Origin of the sequence: Sabulibacter ruber (genome assembly GCF_017355955.1) — a bacterium.
GTDB lineage: Bacteria > Bacteroidota > Bacteroidia > Cytophagales > Hymenobacteraceae > Nibribacter > Nibribacter ruber_A.
The window spans coordinates 1,683,208-1,704,511 of record NZ_JAFFID010000001.1; the positions used below are offsets into that span (position 1 = coordinate 1,683,208).

17 protein-coding genes are annotated in these 21,304 nt (G+C 51.8%); 8 read left to right on the top strand and 9 right to left on the bottom strand.

Annotated features, from left to right (window positions below; genetic code table 11):
* Window positions 1-95 precede the first annotated feature (95 nt).
* Together JT719_RS25395 and JT719_RS06865 are read right to left on the bottom strand one after the other, a co-directional pair.
* On the bottom strand, window positions 96-1,091 hold the full coding sequence (locus JT719_RS25395) for an endonuclease/exonuclease/phosphatase family protein (protein ID WP_207431969.1): 996 nt from the start codon (window positions 1,089-1,091) through the stop codon (window positions 96-98).
* Window positions 1,092-1,768: 677 nt separating this feature from the next.
* Window positions 1,769-2,872, bottom strand: coding sequence for a PA0069 family radical SAM protein (locus JT719_RS06865; protein ID WP_207431971.1), 1,104 nt, complete (start codon window positions 2,870-2,872; stop codon window positions 1,769-1,771).
* 294 nt (window positions 2,873-3,166) lie between these two features.
* On the opposite strand from JT719_RS06865, the gene JT719_RS06870 reads away from it, so the two are divergent.
* Complete coding sequence (locus JT719_RS06870; RefSeq protein WP_207431973.1) at window positions 3,167-3,613, top strand: hypothetical protein; 447 nt, start codon at window positions 3,167-3,169, stop codon at window positions 3,611-3,613.
* Window positions 3,614-3,720: 107 nt separating this feature from the next.
* Here JT719_RS06870 and JT719_RS06875 read toward each other — a convergent pair whose 3' ends face one another.
* From JT719_RS06875 to JT719_RS06900, 6 genes are all read right to left on the bottom strand, one after another.
* Complete coding sequence (locus JT719_RS06875) at window positions 3,721-4,071, bottom strand: c-type cytochrome (RefSeq protein ID WP_207431975.1); 351 nt, start codon at window positions 4,069-4,071, stop codon at window positions 3,721-3,723.
* 55 nt (window positions 4,072-4,126) lie between these two features.
* On the bottom strand, window positions 4,127-4,774 hold the full coding sequence (locus tag JT719_RS06880) for an SCO family protein (protein ID WP_207431977.1): 648 nt from the start codon (window positions 4,772-4,774) through the stop codon (window positions 4,127-4,129).
* A complete protein-coding gene (locus JT719_RS06885; protein ID WP_207431980.1) occupies window positions 4,771-5,196 on the bottom strand; it encodes a hypothetical protein in 426 nt (141 codons plus the stop codon). Before JT719_RS06885 ends, JT719_RS06880 begins: the two co-directional genes overlap by 4 nt.
* Before the next feature lie 312 nt (window positions 5,197-5,508).
* Window positions 5,509-6,516, bottom strand: a complete 1,008-nt coding sequence (locus tag JT719_RS06890; RefSeq protein WP_207431982.1) for a hypothetical protein — start codon at window positions 6,514-6,516, stop codon at window positions 5,509-5,511.
* Between the two features lie 111 nt (window positions 6,517-6,627).
* Window positions 6,628-6,894 carry a hypothetical protein gene (locus JT719_RS06895; RefSeq protein ID WP_207431984.1) on the bottom strand — a complete coding sequence of 89 codons (267 nt, stop codon included), beginning with the start codon at window positions 6,892-6,894 and terminating at the stop codon, window positions 6,628-6,630.
* Between the two features lie 163 nt (window positions 6,895-7,057).
* Window positions 7,058-7,690: a hypothetical protein gene (locus JT719_RS06900; RefSeq protein WP_207431986.1), complete on the bottom strand. Its 633-nt coding sequence runs from the start codon at window positions 7,688-7,690 to the stop codon at window positions 7,058-7,060.
* Between the two features lie 1,210 nt (window positions 7,691-8,900).
* On the opposite strand from JT719_RS06900, the gene JT719_RS06905 reads away from it, so the two are divergent.
* From JT719_RS06905 to JT719_RS06930, 6 genes are all read left to right on the top strand, one after another.
* Entirely contained in the window at window positions 8,901-14,075 is a 5,175-nt protein-coding gene (locus JT719_RS06905) for a T9SS type B sorting domain-containing protein (RefSeq protein WP_207431988.1), read from the top strand.
* 6 nt (window positions 14,076-14,081) lie between these two features.
* Window positions 14,082-15,101, top strand: coding sequence for a PorP/SprF family type IX secretion system membrane protein (locus JT719_RS06910; RefSeq protein WP_207431990.1), 1,020 nt, complete (start codon window positions 14,082-14,084; stop codon window positions 15,099-15,101).
* A gap of 409 nt (window positions 15,102-15,510) precedes the next feature.
* Window positions 15,511-15,909, top strand: coding sequence for a hypothetical protein (locus JT719_RS06915; RefSeq protein ID WP_207431992.1), 399 nt, complete (start codon window positions 15,511-15,513; stop codon window positions 15,907-15,909).
* Between the two features lie 374 nt (window positions 15,910-16,283).
* Window positions 16,284-16,520, top strand: coding sequence for a hypothetical protein (locus tag JT719_RS06920; RefSeq protein WP_207431994.1), 237 nt, complete (start codon window positions 16,284-16,286; stop codon window positions 16,518-16,520).
* Between the two features lie 210 nt (window positions 16,521-16,730).
* On the top strand, window positions 16,731-17,294 hold the full coding sequence (locus JT719_RS06925; protein ID WP_207431996.1) for an HD domain-containing protein: 564 nt from the start codon (window positions 16,731-16,733) through the stop codon (window positions 17,292-17,294).
* A 36-nt stretch (window positions 17,295-17,330) separates the two neighbouring features.
* The gene (locus tag JT719_RS06930) at window positions 17,331-18,314 is read left to right on the top strand and encodes an ABC transporter ATP-binding protein (RefSeq protein WP_207431999.1); all 984 of its coding nucleotides are present in this window, start codon (window positions 17,331-17,333) and stop codon (window positions 18,312-18,314) included.
* 495 nt (window positions 18,315-18,809) lie between these two features.
* On the opposite strand, the gene JT719_RS06935 is transcribed toward JT719_RS06930, so the two are convergent.
* Window positions 18,810-19,100: a YciI family protein gene (locus JT719_RS06935; protein ID WP_207432001.1), complete on the bottom strand. Its 291-nt coding sequence runs from the start codon at window positions 19,098-19,100 to the stop codon at window positions 18,810-18,812.
* A 226-nt stretch (window positions 19,101-19,326) separates the two neighbouring features.
* Here JT719_RS06935 and JT719_RS06940 point away from each other — a divergent pair, with 226 nt between their 5' ends.
* Window positions 19,327-21,168, top strand: coding sequence for an outer membrane protein assembly factor BamB family protein (locus JT719_RS06940; RefSeq protein ID WP_207432003.1), 1,842 nt, complete (start codon window positions 19,327-19,329; stop codon window positions 21,166-21,168).
* The last annotated feature ends 136 nt before the right edge of the window (window positions 21,169-21,304 follow it).

Consider the following 21,304-nt stretch of genomic DNA (forward strand, 5'->3'; position numbering starts at 1 on the left):
TTCTGCAAAACAAACCCGAAACGGAAGTTGTGCCCCATGTAGGCATTTCCGCTGTCCTCACCCCGGGAATATACTATTCGGTTTCAAGTGCGGGGTTATTTCCTGAGCCACAGGTCACTCACAATAGCGTAATGGTCTGAGAGGTTCTGCCGGATGGTTTTGTACCCGCTCCCTACCATGTTTTTATCATGCAGGAGGTAATCTATGCGCAGCACCGAAAAGAGCCCGTTGTACGTGTTGCCCAGCCCCCAGCCGCTTTCTACGAAGGCGTCGTTCAGGTTTTTGCTAATTTTATTGTACGTATACGAGGCGGGCGGATCATTGAAATCGCCGCAGACAATCACCGGATACGGCGAGCTCTCAATGTGCTCAGACACTACCTTTACCTGGGTGGCCCGTTTCACCGCTCCCACCTGTAGGCGTTTGATGATGTTGCGGGAGGCAGTGAGTTTCTCGTCATTGGAAGGCTTGGCGTTCGGGTTGCCCAAAAACTCGTAGTCTTCCCGCTTAAACCTGTTTGACTGGAAATGCACATTGTACACCCGTATGGTGTCCTGACCCACTTTCAGATCAGTGAAAATGCAGAGGTTGTTGGTTTCTTCATGAAACATGATATTGCCTCTTTTCACAATGGGGTAAGCACTGAAGGTGGCAATGCCCCAATGATCGCTCCCGCGCAGGGTTTCTGTATAGGCTACGTGGTGGTTGGTAGCCTTTTGAAGGTGCAGCAGGGTATCCAGGTTGTTGCGGCCCGGTTTGGCTGAGGTATAAAACTCCTGAAAGCAGAGAATAGTGGGCGTTTCATCCTGCACCATCTTGAAGATCTTGTCGCGGGTTTTAGGATTCCCCGTCCACTCGTAGAGGTCAAACAAACGGGCATTGAAGCTGAGCACCCGTAGTTTCTGCGCCTGAGCGGGGATTTCGTTCTCAAAGAGGTTCAGCTGAATCTGGGTACGCAGGTTATCAAAGCCCACCAGCACCGCAAACACCGAGATAAACAGGGCCCGGCTTTTAACCAGAAGCCAGTATAGAATGAAAAGCAGGTTTACCAGAAGCAACCCCGGGAACGCCAAGGCCACAAGGCTAGCCACCCAGAAACTTCCCGGGTTTATATAGGAGGCCAGATGGGAAAGAAGCAATAAGGAAGCCGCTCCTATGTTTAAAAACACGATTAATTTAAACAAGAAGCTTCTTTTAATTCTCTTCCCAGCCACAGTTCTTGTATGTGTAAGGGTTTTCCCCATGCCTAAAGATACGAAGTGCCTATCTGTTTTAGAAAAGTTATGTTTAGAAAGAAGCATACTCTCTGCGCCCCGAAAAGTTACTTTCTGGTTTCGCAGCACCTGTGGCACTGTAATCATAACTTCATTTCAGGGCATTTATTACCTGTTTTCAGGGAAAAGATCTACTTCTGTGTACGGGAGAACAGGCAATTTTCCTTCTTGTTTACTTAAAAAGTGCCTTACAGAAGAAATTAAAGGCTTTACAGAGCGCCTGCAAGATTTCCTGAAAATCCAATGGAAGACTGCGCCTAATATAGCCAGAATACTATTTTATTGCTATTGAGCCCAGAGCAGAACCCAACAGTCTATTGATCCCAAACCAAGAGAAGCATGGAACCCAAGTAGGTATAATCCAAAAACTGGACCTAAGTCGCTAGAATTCTTGCACTTACTTCATATTTGAAAGGATAGCGCACAAGCAAAGCCTCTTTGCGTTCAGAATAAGGTTCTCAGAAGGGCACGCGCCTTAGATTTGAAAGAAAGCCTTAGAACATAGAGAGCTGCTTCCCAGACCGCGGGGTGAAAGCCGTGAGGTCATACGGAGGCATTTGCCGGCCTTTGAAGTGCTTGTGCTTAGCTACCTTGAAGAGCGCCTTGATCGTCTCGGCCCACTGGCCTTCTCCGGTCATCCGTCGTCCAAACTGGCTATCGTTCAGGGTGCCGCCGTGGCAGGCTTTTATCTGGTTTAACACTTTATTGGCGCGGTCTGGGTACGCCTTATGCACCCAGTCTTCAAACGTCTCCCCTACCGCCCCGTTTAACCGCACAATGGTGTAAGCCGCCGACAAGGCTCCTGCCGCCGCCGATGCCTCCAGAATAGCCGGTATCTCGTGGTCGTTCAAGCCGGGGATAATGGGCGCTACCATCACATTCACCGGTATCCCGGCTTGGGACAGATCCCGCACCACCTGCAACCTGCGGGCACCCGTGGCCGTGCGGGGTTCCATTTTCTGCCGCAAAGACTCGTCCAGGGTGGTGACGGAGATGTTCACGTGTACCAGGCGGTGCTTGTGCAACTCAGTCAGTAAATCCAGGTCGCGTAAAACCAGGGCGTTCTTGGTGATGATACTTACCGGGTGGCGGTACTGCAACAGCACTTCCAGCAACCGGCGGGTGATCTTCTTTTTAGCCTCTATGGGCTGGTAACAGTCTGTGTTGCCCGCCAGCATTATGGGCCTGACCACCCAGTTTGGATGCTCCAGTTGCGTTTTCAGGACCTCTGGGGCGTTCTCTTTGACAATAATCTTCTGCTCAAAATCCAGCCCGGCACCAAAGCCCCAATAGGTATGGGTGTTACGGGCATAACAATAGATGCACCCGTGCTCGCAGCCCTGGTAAGGGTTCATGGAATACCCCTGGCCCAGGTCTGGTGAATTGATCTCATTCACCAGGGTTTTAGGGTTCTCCTGAAAGAACTGCGTTTTGGAGTTCTGCTCCCAGGGTTCGTCTAGCCCTTCCAGGTGCTCCACCACGTATTCGTTCTTCAGGAAAGGATTGGCAGGATTATACTGGGCTCCTCTTCCTTTTACCAGGTCTCTGTCCTGCAACGGCCTGCTGCTTGGTTGCCCGTTTGAAGCATCTTTTTCCATAGCTAAAATTATTAGCTTTATAAACAATACGCAAATAAAGCTATCAAATTTAGCAACAAAGCCATTTTCTTAAAAACTTCCTCTTTTCACCCTGTTAGAGCAAACCGCTTCGGCATTTCTTCCGCTAAAGCCTTAAGATACGCGCTTCAAGGATTTTATCGGAAAGACTCGTACGTGTTTATACCTATTTTTTAAATTTTTTTCATAATATTTTCATCTAAGACCGACTTAATATATTGCAATCTCGTACCAAGGGCATATGTTCATTATTCAACCTTAACCTTTCACTTAGCTATGAAAATTAACAGATTAAACTGGGGAGCCGCTTTTGCTCTGGCTGCTATGATGGCGTTCTCATCTTGCGGAGGCGGTGGCAACAAGGAAGACCAGGCCAATGGCACAACTACTGATAACACGTCTGTTGACGCCGGCACTATGGATAATGGCGCTGGTACTTCTACTGACATGAGCACCGACACTATGGGCGGCGGCACCACTGGTACTACTGCCGGTACTACTGGTACCACTGGCACCACCGGAGGCGGTACAACCGGCACTACTGGCGGAACCACTGGTACAACTGGTACTACTGGCACAACCGGAACTACTGGTACAACTGCCGGAACAACTGGTACTACAGGTACTACTGCTGGTACAACCGGAACTACCGGCGGTACAACTGGTACTACAGGAGGTGGAACTACTGGTGGCACAACCGGTGGCGGAACTACAGCCAGATAATTCCAATAGTTAAGTCCTTCTTATAAGCTTAACTATTTTAAAGCTAAAACAAGAAGAGCAACCGGTTAGTACTGGTTGCTCTTCTTGTTTTTACACGTTCCTATCTTTTAAGGGCAGTTCCTCATTTGCTCTCTAATCTCGCCAAAAGACACCCGCTGCTTAGGCGATTTAAATTCTTTGTGCAGGTAATTGATGATGTTGGTGAGATCGGCCTCCGTTAGCTGCTGGTTTCCCGGCATGGCCTGGTTATACTGCTTCCCGTTCACCGTAATGGTACCGCTTATGCCTTTGCGCAGAAGACACGCCAAGATATCGCGGTTTTTCTCTACGTAATCTGAATTGACCAGGGGCGGAATGACACCGCGCAGCCCTTCGCCGTTTTCCAGGTGGCAACTGGCGCAGTGCCGCCCGTAGAGCAGTTCTCCTTCATCTCCCCGCTCGGTGAAACAGCTTGCCATGGCAAAGGCCAGGAACAGAACAGCGGCAACTATTAGTCTGGAAACCGACATAGGCCTATTTCCCTTTCTCGGCCAGCAGCACATCCATGTCTTGCAGCAACTTGTCTACGTCCTGCGCATTGGTACCGTCATAATGCCCCCGCAATCTGCGCTGCCCATCTACCAGTAAGAAAGAGCCGCTGTGCGCGTACCCGCCGGCCACGGTTTTGTCTTCCATGGCACTGGTGTAGTAATGCTTCTGGGCCATGTCAAAGATACTGTCCCGGTTACCGGTCAAAAAATGCCAGGTGCTGCTCTTTACGCCCAAACGGTCTGCGTAATCGCGGAGTACGGCCACGGTATCATGCGCCGGGTCAATGGAGTGCGACAGCAAGGCCACCCGCGGGTTGTCTTTGAATTTCTCATACACCCGCAGCATCTGGCTCTTCATTTTAGGGCAGATAGAGGGGCAGGAGGTGAAAAAGAAATCGGCCACGTAAATCTTATTGGCCACGGTTTGCTGGGTCACCAGGGTGCTGTCCTGGTCCAGGAACGCGAAGTCTGGGATGGTGTGGTAAACGGTATCTACCTGGGGCTTTCCGTCTACCATGGTTACCTTAGGCTCTCTGGGGCCAAGGATGGGCAACTTCTTCTCTTCCGGCGATGAGGTACAGGCCGTAACCAACGCCAGCCCGAGGCCTACTGCTAAAAGGGTATTTTTCATTTAGGATTGTTACTGTAATGGGTATGCAGGGAATCTGCCGCTTTGAGGCTTTCTGAGATGGCCTTGCGCACCTGCTCAATTTTTACTTTCTCCTGTTGCAGGTACGTCAACGCCTCTTCTGGCTTCTTTTCGTCTGGGTTGCGGTAAGAGCGCATCCACTGCATCATTTCCTCATCGGCCTGGGCCAGGTTGGAGATGCCCTGTGTCAGGTTCCGTTTGGCCACGGTGTCCTGCGTTACCACAGAATCTCTCAGGTACGTGAGTGCCTTGCGGGAAGAGTAAAGAGTGTCCATGTTGGCCATGGCAGAATCATGGAGCGCCAGCACTTCCTGTTGCATTTTCTCAACTTTCTTCTCTGAGGACGGCGCACAGGCCCAACCCAACAAAGCAAGCGAAAACAGCGGAAGCAAAGATTTAGTCATGAAGAGGCAGTATTTTCAACTGCAAAGGTAGAACCTACACCAATAGAACGCACGGCTTTCCGTCAGATTATACGCCAACTGCCCTTGATTTCATTTCCTCTGTTTTGCCTTGTTTCAGGGAAAGCAGCCTGTAAACAGCCACAGATTTCTGTTAGGCATTCAAGAACTCCGGACTGTGATTAAAGCCGAAGCTGTTTTAAGCCGGTTTTCCTGAAACCAGCTTAAAAACAGAACCGTCTGCGGTACTCTCCCTCTGTACAAACAAAAAGGCCACCTAACAGGCGGCCTTTCTTTTATATGTTTCTAAAGGAATTACCAGTTGAAATCATCGCGGGGTGGTGGCTGCGAGCCTTGGGTTCTCACGTGGCCGCTCATGGGATCATAGCTCCGTTCCCGGCCTTCTTCAGATCGGTAGTCGCGGTCGTTGCCCCAGCTCAGCGAACCGGCCATGTTGCCGTAGTTCTCGCTGCGGTTGCCTTCGCCCTGCTGGTTGTAATGCTCTCTACGGCCATGGTTGTAGTCCATGTTGGCCCCACCTTCGGCTCTGGATCTGCGGTCATAGCCTTCGCCTATGTAGGTACCACCGCCAAACTGCTGGCTGTACTCGCCGCGGTTGTAGTGTGCCTGGGCACTGTCATAGATTTCATAACGGCTGTCATCATCGCCTCGCGAAATATCATTGGTTCCCAGCCTTCTTACCGCTCCGTTTGAACCGGCTCTATCGGCAGGTCCCCAGCCACGGGTATTGTCTGCGCCGCGGCCGCCAGCGCGGTTGGTGCCATCGTACTGCTCGCGCTCTCCGGGGGCAAAGCTGTTATGGTCACGGTAGGCGCCGTACACCTGCCGGTTCACATGCCGGTTGTCTTCTCTTCCGTGGCCACTGGCCCATCTGTCCTCGCCTGAATTGCGGTGCGATCCGTTGCCCGATGATCCCCAGCCCTGGGCTCCGCCGTAGCTGCCCATGTTACCGAAGTTACGGGTAGACCCTTCCAGGCCGTTGTTGTCTTCGTGGGCGCCCATGTTGTCAAAGCGCTCTCCCCTACGGTTGGGATCCCGACCGTAGTCGCGGCTCAGTTCATGGTCTCTTTCCCGCCGAAGGTCTTCGTTGGTTCCCCGGAAATCGCGGCTTCTGTAATCGTTGCTGATGTCACGGTCGTTGAAATCGTCGCGGCGGTTACCGGAGTTCCTGCGGTCCAGGCCCTCGTATTCCCGTCCCCGGTCGTTATCCATCCGATAAGACCCACGGTACTGGTCTTCATCGGCGCGCCCACGGTGGGAACGGCTATGGTCATGGTTATCTGATCTCTGATCTCTGTTCATAGTGTTAGACGTTGAGTGTAACAAACAGTATTCTTAACGGCAAGAAGGGCTCTGCGGTTTTGGGGCTGTTTTCCTGGAAAAGCCTCAAAACCGCAGAGCCCTGCCCGCTGGTTACTTGGTGCGGAGGTTGTTGGCATTACTGCCGTCCAGTTGGGTGGTGTCTTCCTCGTCCTCGGCGGCTATGTTCCCCTCAGAGAATTTCCCCTCGTGTTCGTGGTCCAGGAAATCGGCTTCCTGGGCTTGCAAGGGGCTGCCTCCCAGGTCTGGCTTGGCCACTTCGTCATAGTCGCTTTTGGGGCCTTTTACCGGAGAGGGGTTGCTGTCTGGCAGGCGTTTGCTTTCGTCTGCGTTGGTGATGTTATCGTTTTCAATGGGCATAGGTTTGCGCGTTATAAAAGCGGCCCCTGTGGCTGCTTCTAAGTATTTGTACGCTGCCCTTAGAAAATGTTTATTATCAAAATGTAACGGCGTGCGTTTAGGGCCTGTTTTCTGCAAAACTGGCCCTAAATGCACGCCGTTACACGTTTCTTCTGGTGTACTATTAATTCTCGCTGAAGGGCTCCAGCTTTATTTTCTCAATCATGAGGTACTTCTTGAACTCATGCAGCATGCGGGCCATTTCTTTGTCCTGGGCTTCCATCTGCTGCTTTTCAGTGTCTGCCAGCTGAATAGCGGCCCGTAACTGCTCCAGACTGGCGGCCATATGGTCGCGGGCTTCTGTGGCACGTGCTTTCAGGGCCTCGTCCATGGGCTGGGAAGCGATGTTGTCATCCAGTTCTTTCACGCACAACTCCAGGAACGGAATCATGTCCCAGGGATTATTGGGCCGGTTCCAGGTGAATACTATATTACACCGGCGGCATCTGTAGCGGTTAGATTTCCAGCCCAGTTCAGTGGTGGCAACGTCTGTTTTTTTGAGCATGTCTGATTTGCTGCAGGAAGGGCACTGGGCGTTGTCTTCAATAATACGTTTGAGGGTTTCATGCTTATCCAGTACCTGTTGCCGGAAATCTGCGTGGTTATAGATTTTCTGCGTCAGGCGCTCGCATGCAGCATTCAACTCCTCGTGCTCCTGCGTCAGAGCTCCTTCTGCGGCCAACCGCTCTCCCCGTTTCTTGAAGAAGGTAATGAGCTTGATGACTTCCCTCTCGTTCTCTGTGATATGCTGCTTCATGGATTCTGGACTGATAGTATCTACCCAAAGGTAAGAAAAAAAGCCACCTCTGGCACTTAGCTGCACAGGCCAGCTTCTGTACACAGATTTACACCAGGAAAACGCTTATAAATGGGTTATTAACTTAAGACAAACAAAGGAAGCGCCACGTTGCAAGGCTCAAACGGCTACTTCTTTGATTTAGGCCTGGTTTAAAGAAAACAGGTGATAAACCCGTTTCGCTTTCCATAAGGCGCTAAAAGTTACCGTTTACCCAACCAGGCTGAGGCAAAGGAAAAGTCTTTCAGAAACCCAGGGGCAATAAAAAAGCCTCTTCTCCGTAAAGGAAAAGAGGCTATGAAAAAGTAGGGACGGGAGAGTCAAATGTCATCAGCATCTGTAGCATATCCCCCAATAAGCACCAGAACTTTTGACGCTCCTGCCAGGCAGAAGTGACTCACCGTCCCTTGATATCTTCTCTTTTTGGAACAACAAACTGTCTTTGTTGTTTTAACTGATTCAAAGATAATAGGTAATATTTTGCCTGCATTTTTAATTCGGTGAGTTTACCTTTTCTCCCGATGAATGCCGCGCTTCTCCCGCCAAACCAAACCTCCAAGCAGACCAATCACAAAATCACCTACTCAAGATTTCTCTTCAAAGTTTTGCAGCCTCTGGTTTTCTGAAAAAATATTTTCTGAGCCACTAAAAGGTTGCCCCCTGTCGAATGCCCCAATAGTAAGCAAATTCAGAAAATAAAGCCATCTTCTAAACTTACTTATATTAGTTTCTTAGATTTTTCACATTTTAAATTAAAATACAATTAACTTATATTTGACGTAATTATTGAACTAAAGTTTCACATTCCGGTGTTACTGACCTCGAAACTACTTTTATAACATCACTTTTTCTTAACAAGATTTAGTGGCCCAATAAGAGACCCATAGCTTCTATATAAGGTTAGTACAATAAATAATTACTATATATGAAACATCTATACTTACTGAACACACATCTTTCCCCTTCTTTAGCTAGTCTGTTCCACCAAACGGCTACGGGCTTCAACCATCCCACATCTACGGGCGGTATCATAGGCCAGACATCACCTAGGGTACAATAAACACCTAAAAAGCAAACCTCTCTGGAGGGCGGGCACTTTATGCCTGCTTCAGGGCTGCCTTTGCTTTTCCCAATCTGTGTAATCTCTTATTTCTTTCCTTTTTCTGGCACTATGGCGCCTCTGAGAAAATTTTTCCATTCACTGGGCTTTCTGTTCCTGCTGAGCTTTGCCTCCTATGCCCAAAATTGTCCTGACAAACCAGACCCTTCGCTGGCCGATGCCAACGAGGAGAACTTCACCCGATGTAGTTCGGTGGGCGGATCTCCGGAGTACACGCTGGTAGTCACTAACACCTCCACCACCGCCTCCCGCAACAAAGAGTGCACCATTGAATGGGGAGACGGAACCACCAGCACGTATCCAGGGTCCTTCACCAGTGCCACGCACACCTACAAAACCCAGGGAAGCTTCACGCTGAAGTACTCCATTACCAGCCAGAACGGCTGTACCAATAGTAAAACCTACTCGGTTTTCAATGGCAGTACACCTGGTATAGGTATCCAGAGCCCTAACAACACCTCAGACTGTGCGCCGGCGGCCTTCACCTTTGGCATTACCGGCACAGAGAACAACGGCCCCACCACTACCTACGCCATCTGGTTTGATGACGGCACCGACACCCTTCGCTTTACCCAAAACAACATTCCGCGCACCATTACGCACGCCTTTACCAAGTCTTCCGAAGGAAAATCAAAAGGATTCACCATGTACGCCATTGCGTACGGCTGTATCCCTAAGCAAGCCGAGGTAAGCGGTATCATCATTTCCAGCAAACCGATTCCCGGCTTCAGCGTGAACCCGGAAAGCCCCATCTGCTTGAACCAGGTGGTGAAACTGAACGATCAAACCAAAGTAGGTTTCAACGGAAATAACATTGGAGGAAACACCACTGGGTACCGCAGGCTGTGGACCATTTTGCCTAACACCGGCTGGGAATTCACCAACTCTACCAATGCCACTTCGGCCAGCCCTTCCATCATCTTCAAGGAGCACGGCACCTACCGCATATCTTTGGCGGTAACTCCATCCGGGTCCAGCACCACCTGCCTTGGCGACTCTATTGTGAAAAACATTGTGGTGCAGGACATTCCTACAGCACCTGTTGTACCTGGGGTGACCATTTGCTCCGGTACCAAAGCTACGTTAAAGGCCGAGGGGAACGCTCCGCTTTACAGATGGTACGCCTCTGCCACCGCCACTACTCCCCTAGCAACCGGCGCCACCTTTACTACCCCAACGCTTACTGCCACTACCAAATACTACGTGGAAGCGGCCCTGAACGCCTCTTGCGCCAACCCTACCCGCACCCTGGTTACCGTAACCGTGCAGCCGCTTCCGACACCTCCCACCGTGGCCGACCTGACCACCTGCTCTGGAAGTAACGCCATCATTAAAGCGACCACCACCGCCGGTAAAGTTTACTGGTACGCCACCGCTACCGGAGGGGACACCCTGGCCACGGGCAGCACCTTTACCACCCCGGCCTTAACCGCCACCACTACCTATTATGCAGCCACTTTGTCGCCGCAGGGCTGTTTCTCCTCTACCCGCAAAGCGGTAAAAGTAACGGTAGTGCCGGTGATTACCGGCAACAACATCAGCGCGCCGCAGACACTTTGTATTGGTGGTACGGCAGCAACGCTCACCGGCGAAGCCCCGAAAGGAGGCACCGGCACGTACACCTATCTTTGGGAAAGCAGCGTGAACGGCACCGACTTCGCCAACGCCCCCGGCACCAACAACCAGGCTACCTACAACCCCGGCACCATGCGGGAGAGCACCTGGTTCAGACGCAAAGTGATTTCCGGAACCTGTACCAGCAACTCTACTCCTGTGCAGATTCTGGTAGTTCCGCAGGTGACCAATAACACCGTTGCCGCCGCTACGCAGACCGTGTGCTACGGTGCCACCACCTCCCTGACCGGCTCTGTGCCTGCTGGCGGAAACGGTGGAACCCCTGCTTACCTGTGGGAAGTAAGCACTACCAGCGCCACCGCGGGTTTTAAAGCGGCCGAAGGCGCCAATACCGGACAATCTTACCAAACCGCAGCCCTTACCGCCAATACCTGGTTCCGCCGAAAAGTAACCATTGACGGTTGCGAGCAGCCTTCAGAAGCGGTTCTGGTTTCCATCAACACATTCTCGTTCCCGCCCACCGTGGCCGGAGTTACCATCTGTAGCGGCTCTGCTGCCACATTAACGGCAACTGCCCCCGGCGGACCATACGAGTGGTATACCACTGCCACGGGCGGCACCCCGTTCTTCACCGGTGATCAGTACACTACTCCGGCCCTGACAGCCAACACTACTTACTTCGTGCAAAGCCGGGCTATTGGCAACTGCTCTGAGGCCCGTACCGAAGTGAAAGTGACTGTTCTTCCGGTAATCACCAACAACACTATCACTGGGGTGCAGACCGTTTGCTCAGGCAGCACTCCCACAGCCCTTACCGGCTCAAAACCGAGCGGTGGCAATGACACTCCTCTGTACACCTGGGAATTCAGCCAGGATGGGGTAACTTTCACCGCCGCCTCAGGTACCAATTCAAACCAGAACTACTCACCTGCCGCTTTAACCAAGCCTACCTGGTTCCGCCGCAAAGTGACCATGGGCCCCTGCGTGGATTTCTCACCAGCCATTTTGGTAGACGTGACTCCGGTTCTGACCCAGGTTACCATGCCGGCAGACATGGCCGTGTGCGACAATACCTCGGCTCCAATCATCCAGGCTCCGGTTGCTACTGGCGGAAATGGCACCTACACCTATAAGTGGGAGAAAAGCATCACCAGTGCCACCGCTGGTTTCACCGCTGCCACAGGCGTAACCGATGGCGTTTCCTATGCACCGGGCATCTTAACCACTACCACCTGGTTCAGAAGAATTACTTATTCAGGCAACTGCCAGATCACCAGTGCCGCAGTAAAAGTAACTGTCATGCCGCTGCCGGCCCTGCCCATTGCAAAGGATGCGGTGACTTGCCAGAACGCTACGGCTACCCTTACCGCTACTCCGGCTGCTTCGGGCCAGAAGATTCAATGGTTTGACGCTGCCACCGGTGGCAACCTGCTGGCCGAAGGCAATACCTTTACTACTCCTGTTTTACAGAACAACACTTCTTACTTTGCCCAGGCCGTTACTGCCTCCGGCTGTTTAGCTCCTTCCAGAGTAGAAGTGAATGTTACCGTAACGCCGTTGCCGGCAGCACCAGAAGCCATTACGGCCACGGTATGCCATTCTGAGAAAGCGATCCTGCGGGTGAATAATCCGGGCACCGATGTTACGTATGAATGGTTTACCACAGCCACTGGTGGAACCTCGCTTTTCAGAGGCCCTTCTTACACCACTGCCACGCTTACCCAAAGCACCACTTACTATGTACAAGCCGTAGTGGGCGGTTGCGCCGGACCAAGAACCCCGGTGTTTGTAACCGTGCAGGACCCAATTGCCAATAACGTGTTATCTGGGGCGCAGGAAGTCTGCGCGGGTACCGGCACTACCACCCTCACCGGCTCGCAGCCAACCGGAGGGAACGGCACTTACACCTACCAATGGGAAAGCAGCACCGATGGCATCTCCTTCTACACCATAAGAGGCGCCCAGGCCGAAAGCTACTCTCCAGGCACCATGTACCAGACCAACTGGTTCCGCCGGGTAGTGAAATCTGGAACGTGCGTCCCTCAGGTAAGTGCTCCTATCAAGGTGACCGTAAGCGAGTCCATCATCAACAACTTCATCCAGGACAACCAGGTTATCTTCATCCACACCAAACCGGCGGCCTTCACCGGCACAACGCCAACCGGCGGAACCGGAAACTACCAGTACCAATGGGAGTCTAGCCAGGATGGAGTAAACTTCACCGCCATTACCGGCGCCAACGGCAAAACCTATGCCGCCGGGGAGCTTGCCCAGACTACCTGGTTCCGCAGAGCGGTGGTATCAGGCGGCTGCCAGGTAATGAGCAACACTGTGAAAGTGACCGTGAATGGGGAAATTTCGCAGAACACCATCCACGAAGACCAGAGCATCTGCACCGGAACGGCGCCCACCACCCTGGCCGGCACTACTCCTATCGGCGGTGATGGCACTTTCAGCTACGTTTGGGAAATGAGCACCAGCGGACCAGCCTCGGGGTTTGTGACCGCAAAAGGAACAGCCACTACCAAAGACTATACGCCGGGCAACTTAACCCAAACCACCTGGTTCCGCAGAAAAGTGAGTTCCGGTACCGTAAGTCTTTATTCTAATGTGGTGAAAGTAACGGTATTCACCGCCGTGACCAACAACGCCATCTCTACTAACCAGACGGTCTGCATTGGCTCAGCTCCGGCAAAGTTGGTGGGTACTTTACCCCAAGGCGGTAACGGATCTTTCGCTTATGTGTGGGAGAGCAGCACCAGCGGACCAACCAGCGGGTTCGGGACGGCCTTCGGGAACAGCACAGAGCAGAACTACGCCCCGGGCCCCTTGCAACGCACCACCTGGTTCCGCCGGAAGGTAGTGTCTGGAGGTTGCGCCCAGGCCGAGAGCAACGTGATACAGGTAACGGTTACTGCGCCTCAGCCGCCCACCGTGCAGGAAGCTTTCATCTGCGGCGGCAACACGGCAACCTTAACCGCTATCCTTCCTGCTCCTGGATCAGTGATTGAATGGTTTGACAAAGAGGAAGGTGGCAGATTGTTGGGATCTGGCCTGACCTTTACTACGCCAATCCTTAAGGAGACCACTACCTTTTACGTGCGGTCAGTGACCCAGAACTGCGCCAGCGTACGCATTCCGGTGAAAGTGAACATTCCGGCGGCTACGGCAAATGCCGGCCAGGACCAGAACATTGTCCTGGGCCAGTTTGCGGAGCTGTCTGCCTCCGGGGGGCTTACTTACCGCTGGTCGCCAAGTACTGGCCTGAGCAATACCCAGATTTCTAACCCGGTAGCCAAGCCGGTACAGACCACCACCTACACTGTAACCGTAACCACACAGGATGGCTGTACTTCTTCTGATCAAGTGACCATTACCGTATTGCAGCCCATTGCAGTGCCAAACGGCTTCACCCCTAACGGTGACGGTATCAACGATGGCTGGGAAGTGCCTAACCTGAAAAGCTATCCAAACTGCCAGGTAGAGATCTTCAACCGCTGGGGTAACCGGGTGTTTGAATCCAAAGGTTATGAGAAACCGTGGGACGGCCGCATGAATGGACAACCGCTGCCTGCCGCTACTTACTATTACATCATCCGTCTGGATGGCAAAGAGAGTCCATTAACCGGTAACGTCACCATTATCAAGTAAGCCAACATGAAAAAGCTTGCCTCTATCCTCTTCTTCTTAACGCTGATGTCACCGGTAATGGCTCAGCAAAAGGCTCAGTACAGCCAGTACCTGTTCAACAACTTTCTGTTGAACCCCGCGCTCTCCGGCATTGAGAGCTACACCGATGTGCGCATGGGAACCCGCCGCCAATGGGTGGGCGTGGAAGGTGCCCCGGTGACGTACTATGTGAGCGGACATTCCTCTTTTGGGATGAGCGACCGTAACTCGCCTACCGGGCCGGGCACCGGCAAAGGTTTTATCCCGAAAATGCCTTCCAAAAACCCGCGGTCAACCAAGTACCACAAATCCAGGCCACACCACGGGTTTGGCGCCATGGCCCAGATAGACAAAACCGGTCCGTTGAGCACTACCAACGCAAACCTGACGTACGCCTACCACCACCCTATCACCAGACGGGTGAACATGTCAGTGGGCTTGTCGGGCGGGGTGATACAGACGCGGCTGAACGGCAACGCCATCTACCTGAACAACCAGAACGACCCAACCCTGAGACCTGGCATGATGAACCGTACCAACTTTGACCTGGGCCTGGGCACCTGGATCTACTCAGATTACTTCTACGTGGGAGCTTCAGCAGCCCAGTTGCTCACAAACCAGATTTCGCAACAGGAAGGCATCCAGGACCCGGAGCAGAAACTGCAGCCGCACTTCTTCCTGACCAGCGGATACCGCATCAGAATCCGGTACGATCTGTCTTTTGAGCCATCGGTGATGCTGAAGTTTGCCAACCCAAGTCCGCTGGCCGTGGATATCAACTGCAAGATGACCTATGCCAACCGTTTCTGGGCCGGTATGTCTTACCGCCACGGCGATGCCGTAGCGGCACTGGCCGGTATGAACGTGAACCACGTGTTGGATTTTGGCTACTCCTATGACCTTACCACGTCTGGCCTAAACAGTGCCAGCGCCGGTAGCCACGAGCTGATTGTAGGCATCAAGCTTCAAAACAAAGCCCGCATGCTATGCCCTGAGTGGCTCTGGTAATATAACCGCTTTCTTGCCGAAGGCCCTGTTTCGGGGATGTTTTCCTAAAAACATCCCCGAAACAGGGCCTTCCCTTTTTTACTGCCTGCCCCCAACATCCACCTGCGGCAGGTAAGAACCCATTTCACCCATGCCCTTCCTTCACTTACCTAAAGCTTATACCCACATCCCTACTTTATACAAAATTCAATATATTCTAAAACTCTATTATTCTTCTGTTCTTTTTCACTCTAAATTGCACTCTGCCAATATTCTTGTTTCAAGATTCACATAAAATACACTTATGACTGGCAGGAAATGAACCTAAGAAATAGGCACTCGTAAAAAGAAGAAATTCCATTTTTAAGACATTCCAAAGAAAACGTCTGCCTAACACTAAGAACTCTTCACCCACAAAAATCCAAGATCCATGAAAAACTTTACTCTTTCTCTTTGCTTACTGGTTGCCCTTGCTTTCAATGCTTCGGCTCAAGATGCTCCCAAAAATGAAGCAGTTGAAAAGACTTCTTCTTCGGTTTCCCGCCTGATGGTTGATGCAATGGGATTGAACGAGAACGAGTATCTGCAGGTGCGTACTCTGAACATGGAGCGTTTGTCTAAAGCCGCCGAAGCGACCAAGATGTACGCCAACGATGATGAGAACCGCGAAGCCAGGTTGCGCGAGATTGAAGAAGAGTTTGAGACCAAGCTTTTCAGAATCCTGAGCACTCGCCAGTTAGAGGCCTACGCTGAGTTCAAGGCCAAACCAGAAGGCAACTTCTTAACGCTGGTGCAAGAGGTAACGCCTAAAAACAAAAAGAAGAACTAGTCACATCCTTAATTATATATAGAAACAAGAAAGGCCTCCTTACCCGGGGCCTTTCTTGTTTTAGGAAGTAGTATCAATAGAAGACCAAGGGCTGTTTCTGCCTTACTTTTCTGATTTCAGCTCAAAAACAAGCCCGCGCCCAAGCAACAAAGAGCAAGGTGCCGGTTAATTCTTACCTTTGCGGTGGGCTGCCCTCCTTTTCTTTCCGCAGTCTTTAACACATAGGCTACAAGACATCACACTCCGGCTAACATATCCTCACCCTACTGGCTACACTTGCCGGCTTGCCCACCTACAGGCATTTACACGTATACCTATAAATACCTTAACCGCCGGTTTTCCTACTTGCAGCAAAGCCGGTTAACTTTTGACTTATGGAATGGTTTAAAATATACAACCCCAAGGCCATGAACTCCTTCCAGTTTATTGCCGTGACCGGATTGGTGATGTCTGCGTTGGCGCACCTGTTCCTGCATCTTTGGGGCAAAGAAGTGGAATCTTTCAACTACCTGTATCTGTGCTGGGGCGTTCTGTTTGTGTTTGGTTCAGTGCAGAACCTGCGCCACAAACCCGAAGACGATGACCATCATCACCACCACCATCATCATTGAGAGAATGAAGGATTGAGTGGTGGAGAGAATAGGTAAGTATGGAAGGGTTGAAAACATTTCTGCTTTCTCAATTACTTGGCTTGTAAGCAACTCACAGCTTCTGTTTACGGGCCAATTTCCTGAAAACACCTCTAAAATTGGCCGCTCTTTAAAGGGAATTTGCGCCGTAGCGCCAGCAAGCCTATCTTACTGGTCTTAACGTTCCAGAACATGACCAGAGAAGAAGCATATCAGATCTTACAGAACTATACCAAAGGCGAGAGCCTCCTGCGCCACGCCCGCACCGTTGAACTGGTGATGCGTGCCTATGCCCGGAAACTAAACCAGGACGAGGAGCAATGGGGCAACACCGGCCTGCTCCACGATGCCGATTACGAAGCCTTCCCCGACCGGCACCCGCATGTTGTAGTGGAACTGCTGCGCGAGCGCGGCGAAGAAGAAATGGCCCACGCTATCTCGGCGCACTACAGCCACTGGGGCGTTCCCCATGAAAGTCTCCTGGACAAAGCCCTGCTGGGTTGCGACGAGATCACCGGTTTCATTGTGGCCTGCGCCCAGGTTCGTCCGCAGCGTTTGTCGGGGTTGGAGGCTAAATCGGTGCTGAAGAAACTGAAGCAGGCCAGCTTTGCCGCTTCCGTGGACCGCAACGAGGTACGCTTAGGCGCCGAGCTCCTGGGGGTGGATCTGGCCCAGCACATTGACTTCATCATCCAGATCTTACAGCCGCACGCCGAGGAGCTGCAACTCACGCCCGTTTCTACGGAGGCATCCTAAGGGTTTCCAGGAGCTAAGAACTCCTTTACACAGTATATGACATTTTTAGAAGTAACCGGAATCTCTAAGCTGGGCGAGAAAGAACCCGTCTTAAAAGACATCCATTTTACCCAACAGGAATTCCAGAACATTGCCATTGCCGGCGAGACTGGTTCTGGCAAAAGCACCTTGCTTAAAATCATTGCCGGGCTTATTCAACCCGATGCCGGCCAGGTCTTTTTCCTGGAAGACCGGGTGAAAGGTCCGGCAGAGAAGCTGGTTCCCGGGCATCCGGGCATCGCTTATCTTTCCCAGCAGTTTGAGCTAGCCGAGTTTCTGCGCGTGGAGCAGGTGCTGCGCTATGCCAACACCCTCACCCAGGAAGAAGCCAACAACCTGTACGAGCTTTGCCACATCAGCCACCTGCTCCACCGGAGAACCGATCAGCTCTCGGGCGGCGAACGCCAGCGGATTGCCCTGGCCCGCCTGCTGCTCACCTCCCCCAGCCTACTGTTGATGGACGAGCCGTTCTCCAACCTGGACACCGGGCACAAGAACCTCCTGAAAACCATCATCCATGATATCAGCGAGCAACTGGACATCACCTGTCTCATGGTCTCACACGATCCGCAGGACACCCTTTCCTGGGCAGACCAGATTCTGGTGATGAAAGACGGGCAACTGGTACAGCAAGGCACCTCAGAGGAAATTTACCGGCAACCTGTCAATACCTACGTGGCGGGCTTGTTCGGAAAATACAATCTGCTCTCCTCAGAGCAGGCAAAGGATTTTCTTGGAGGTTCAGCAAATGGCGGTAACGGTAAAAGCCTGTTGCTGCGGCCCGAGGATTTGGTGCTGGAACCAGAGGAAAAGAAGGGCAGTTCTGCCACCGTAAACAAGGTCACGTTCTTCGGAAGCTACTATGAGGTAGAGGCTACTGTAGAGAACTTTCCAGTAGTGGTAAGAACCGGCGTGCGTTCCTTGGCCCAAGGAGATACCGTCTATCTGAGACCTGCCTCGTCAGATCTCTGGTATTTGTAGATTGGTCAATGTAGCCTTACTTGATCAGTCTGCCAAACACCATAAAGCCGATCTCTATGGCGCAGAAGTTACTTCCGTGCCATAATGTGGCCTCTTTTGACATAGCCAAAGTTATTGGAGCTTATACTTTCCTTCTCACGCATTTCGTCCCCCTTGGAAGGGGGTAGGGGGATGACAACTCATGCCGATCAAAGCATTCCCGAGAAGTATTTACTATGGCGCGGAAGTTACTTCCGTGCCTTGCCAAAACATACATACAAGGCACGGAAGTAACTTCCGCGCCATAATAGCTGCTCCATTGTTCTTCAAAGGCCTATCATCCCCCTACCCCCTTCCAAGGGGGACGAAATGCGTGAACTCAATTCATTGAATTTGCCAAACCGTTTTCGCCTGATATTTAATAAGCGTGGACATGCAAAAGGCGTTTTGAACCTCTTTTACAAGAAAAAATTCAAAACGCCTTGTCTGTTTTACAGACTTGTAGCGGGGTAAAACTTACACGTTAGCAACTCGGAACGGCTTCACGTCTACTTTGTCCCAAACCTTCTGCAGAATGTAAGGCTCCTGGGCCAAGTATTGTTGCACGGCATTTTCGTTCTCAAACTCTACAACCAAAGTAGAGCCAATCATCTTTTCCTCGGGGCTCAGCATGGCCCCACCCAGGATGAAGTTACCGGTTTCTTTCAGTTTCTTCACCATCTCCAGGTGGGCCGGGCGGGTAGCCATTCTACGGTCCAGGGCCTGTTCATCGGTAAAGTCAAAAGCAGTGATTAAATATTGTGGCACGGTGTAAAGCGTTTAGTTCTGGTTTCAAGTTACAGATTTTACCGGATGTGGGTTTCTGGAAGCGGGAAAGTAATTGCCCTGTTTTTGCTTTCTTTTCTGAAAATCCAGGCCTAAAAAGCATTCAATTGTTGGTAAAATCAAGGAAGGGCAGCTTGTTTTTAGGCGTATTTGGATAATCCGGGCCTATTTCCTGATATTAGCCGCTCATTTGAAACCTCCACCATTTATGAAGAAACTCCCCCTCCTGCTCTGCGTCTGGCTGATGGCGGCGCTTCCCGGCTTTGCCCAATCGTTCCGGTTCGCGTTTGTCACCGACACCCACATTGGTTCGCCCAACGGCGGGGCCGAAGAAGACCTGCAGCGCACCATCTCTGACATCAACCAGCTACCCAACATTGATTTTGTACTGCTCACCGGCGACATCACCGAGATGGGCACCGACAAGGAACTGAAGCTGGCCAAACAGATCATCAGCCAACTGAAGGTGCCTTACTACATTGTGCCCGGCAACCATGACACGGGTTGGTCTGAGTCTGGGGGCGTGAGTTTTATCAAGGAATTTGGGTCCGATAAGTTCGTGTTTGAGCACCAGGGCATCAAGTTCATTGGCTGTGCCTCGGGGCCGTACGTGCGCATGTCAGACGGGCACATCCCCCGCGATGCCACCGTTTGGCTGGACAGCGTGCTGGCGAAAACTCCAAAAACGCAGCCCATTGTGTTTGTGAACCACTACCCGCTGGACAACGGCCTGGATAACTGGTACGATGCCATTGATCGGCTTAAAAAATACAACACCCAGTTCTCCATCTGCGGACACGGCCACCAAAACCGGGTTGCTGATTCAGAAGGCCTGCTGGGTACCATGGGTCGTTCTAACCTGAGAGCCAAGGATGCTATTGGCGGCTATAACCTGGTGGAGATGCGCCAGGACTCGGTGCTTTTTGCCGAGCGCACGCCCGGCGTGGCTACCAAACCCGTGTGGCGCCGCATAGCCCTGGGCACCCGCAACTACGCCAACGGCAAAACCTATGATCGTCCGTCTTTCAAAGTGAATGAGACCTATTCTTCCACCAAGAAGGCCTGGAGCTACCACTCAGACGCTAACGTGATTTCCACGCCCGTACACACGCAAGGTTTGGTAATTTTTGGCAACAGTGTGGGCAAAGTGGAGGCGCTGAAGGAGAAAGACGGCAGCAAGGCGTGGTCGTACCAAACCGGAGGCGGCGTATTCTCTTCGCCCGCGGTTCATAAAGACCTGGTAATTTTTGGGTCCGGCGATGGCTACATTTATGCATTAAAGGCTAAATCTGGAAAACTAGCCTGGAAAACCAAAACCGAGGCCTCGGTGCTGGGTTCTCCGCTGGTAGAAAAAGGAATCGTCTACATTGGTGGCTCAGATGTCAAGTTCAGGGCCCTAGAAGCAACTAGCGGAAAAGAAAAATGGGCGTTCACCGGATTGGAAGGTGCCGTGGTGAGCACGCCACAGCTCTATGAAGGCAAAGTGATTTTCGGGGCCTGGGACCGGCACTTGTATGCGGTGAACCAGCAAGACGGTACACTGGCTTGGAAATGGAACAACGGATCGGCTAACCGCATGTTCTCCCCGGCCATGTGCATTCCGGTGGCTCATGACGGCGTGGTGTACATTGTGGCGCCAGACCGTTTCATCACCGCTATTGACAGCCAGACCGGCAACACCCTGTGGCGGAGCAAAGAAGCCACCGTGCGCGAATCCCTGGGCCTTTCCGCCGACAAAAAACTGGTCTACGGCAAAACCATGCAAGACGAGGTAGTAGCGTTTGAGACCGGGAAAACGGCTCCCAAACTCGCCTGGAGAATGAACGCTGGCTTTGGCTACGAGCACGTACCGTCTATGCTCATTGAGAAAGACGGCGCCGTGTTCTTCGGGACCAAGAGCGGTGTGGTGTACAGCATCAACCCGCAGACTAAACAAGTCAATTGGGCGCATAAGATTGACAACTCCATGGTGAACACCGTGAACGTGCTGCCCAAACGCCGCCTCATTGCCGCCACCATGGACGGTAAGGTGGAGATGCTGACTTATTAATCTGATTTACCTTAGATTTTCATACTCCTGATTTGAGGCTGGTTTAAAGAAATCGGTCTCAAATTAGGAGTATTGTTTTATGATAGGAGGTGCTTCATGCTACCGTTATTTTTTCCAGAAAGACATGTTTAGCAGC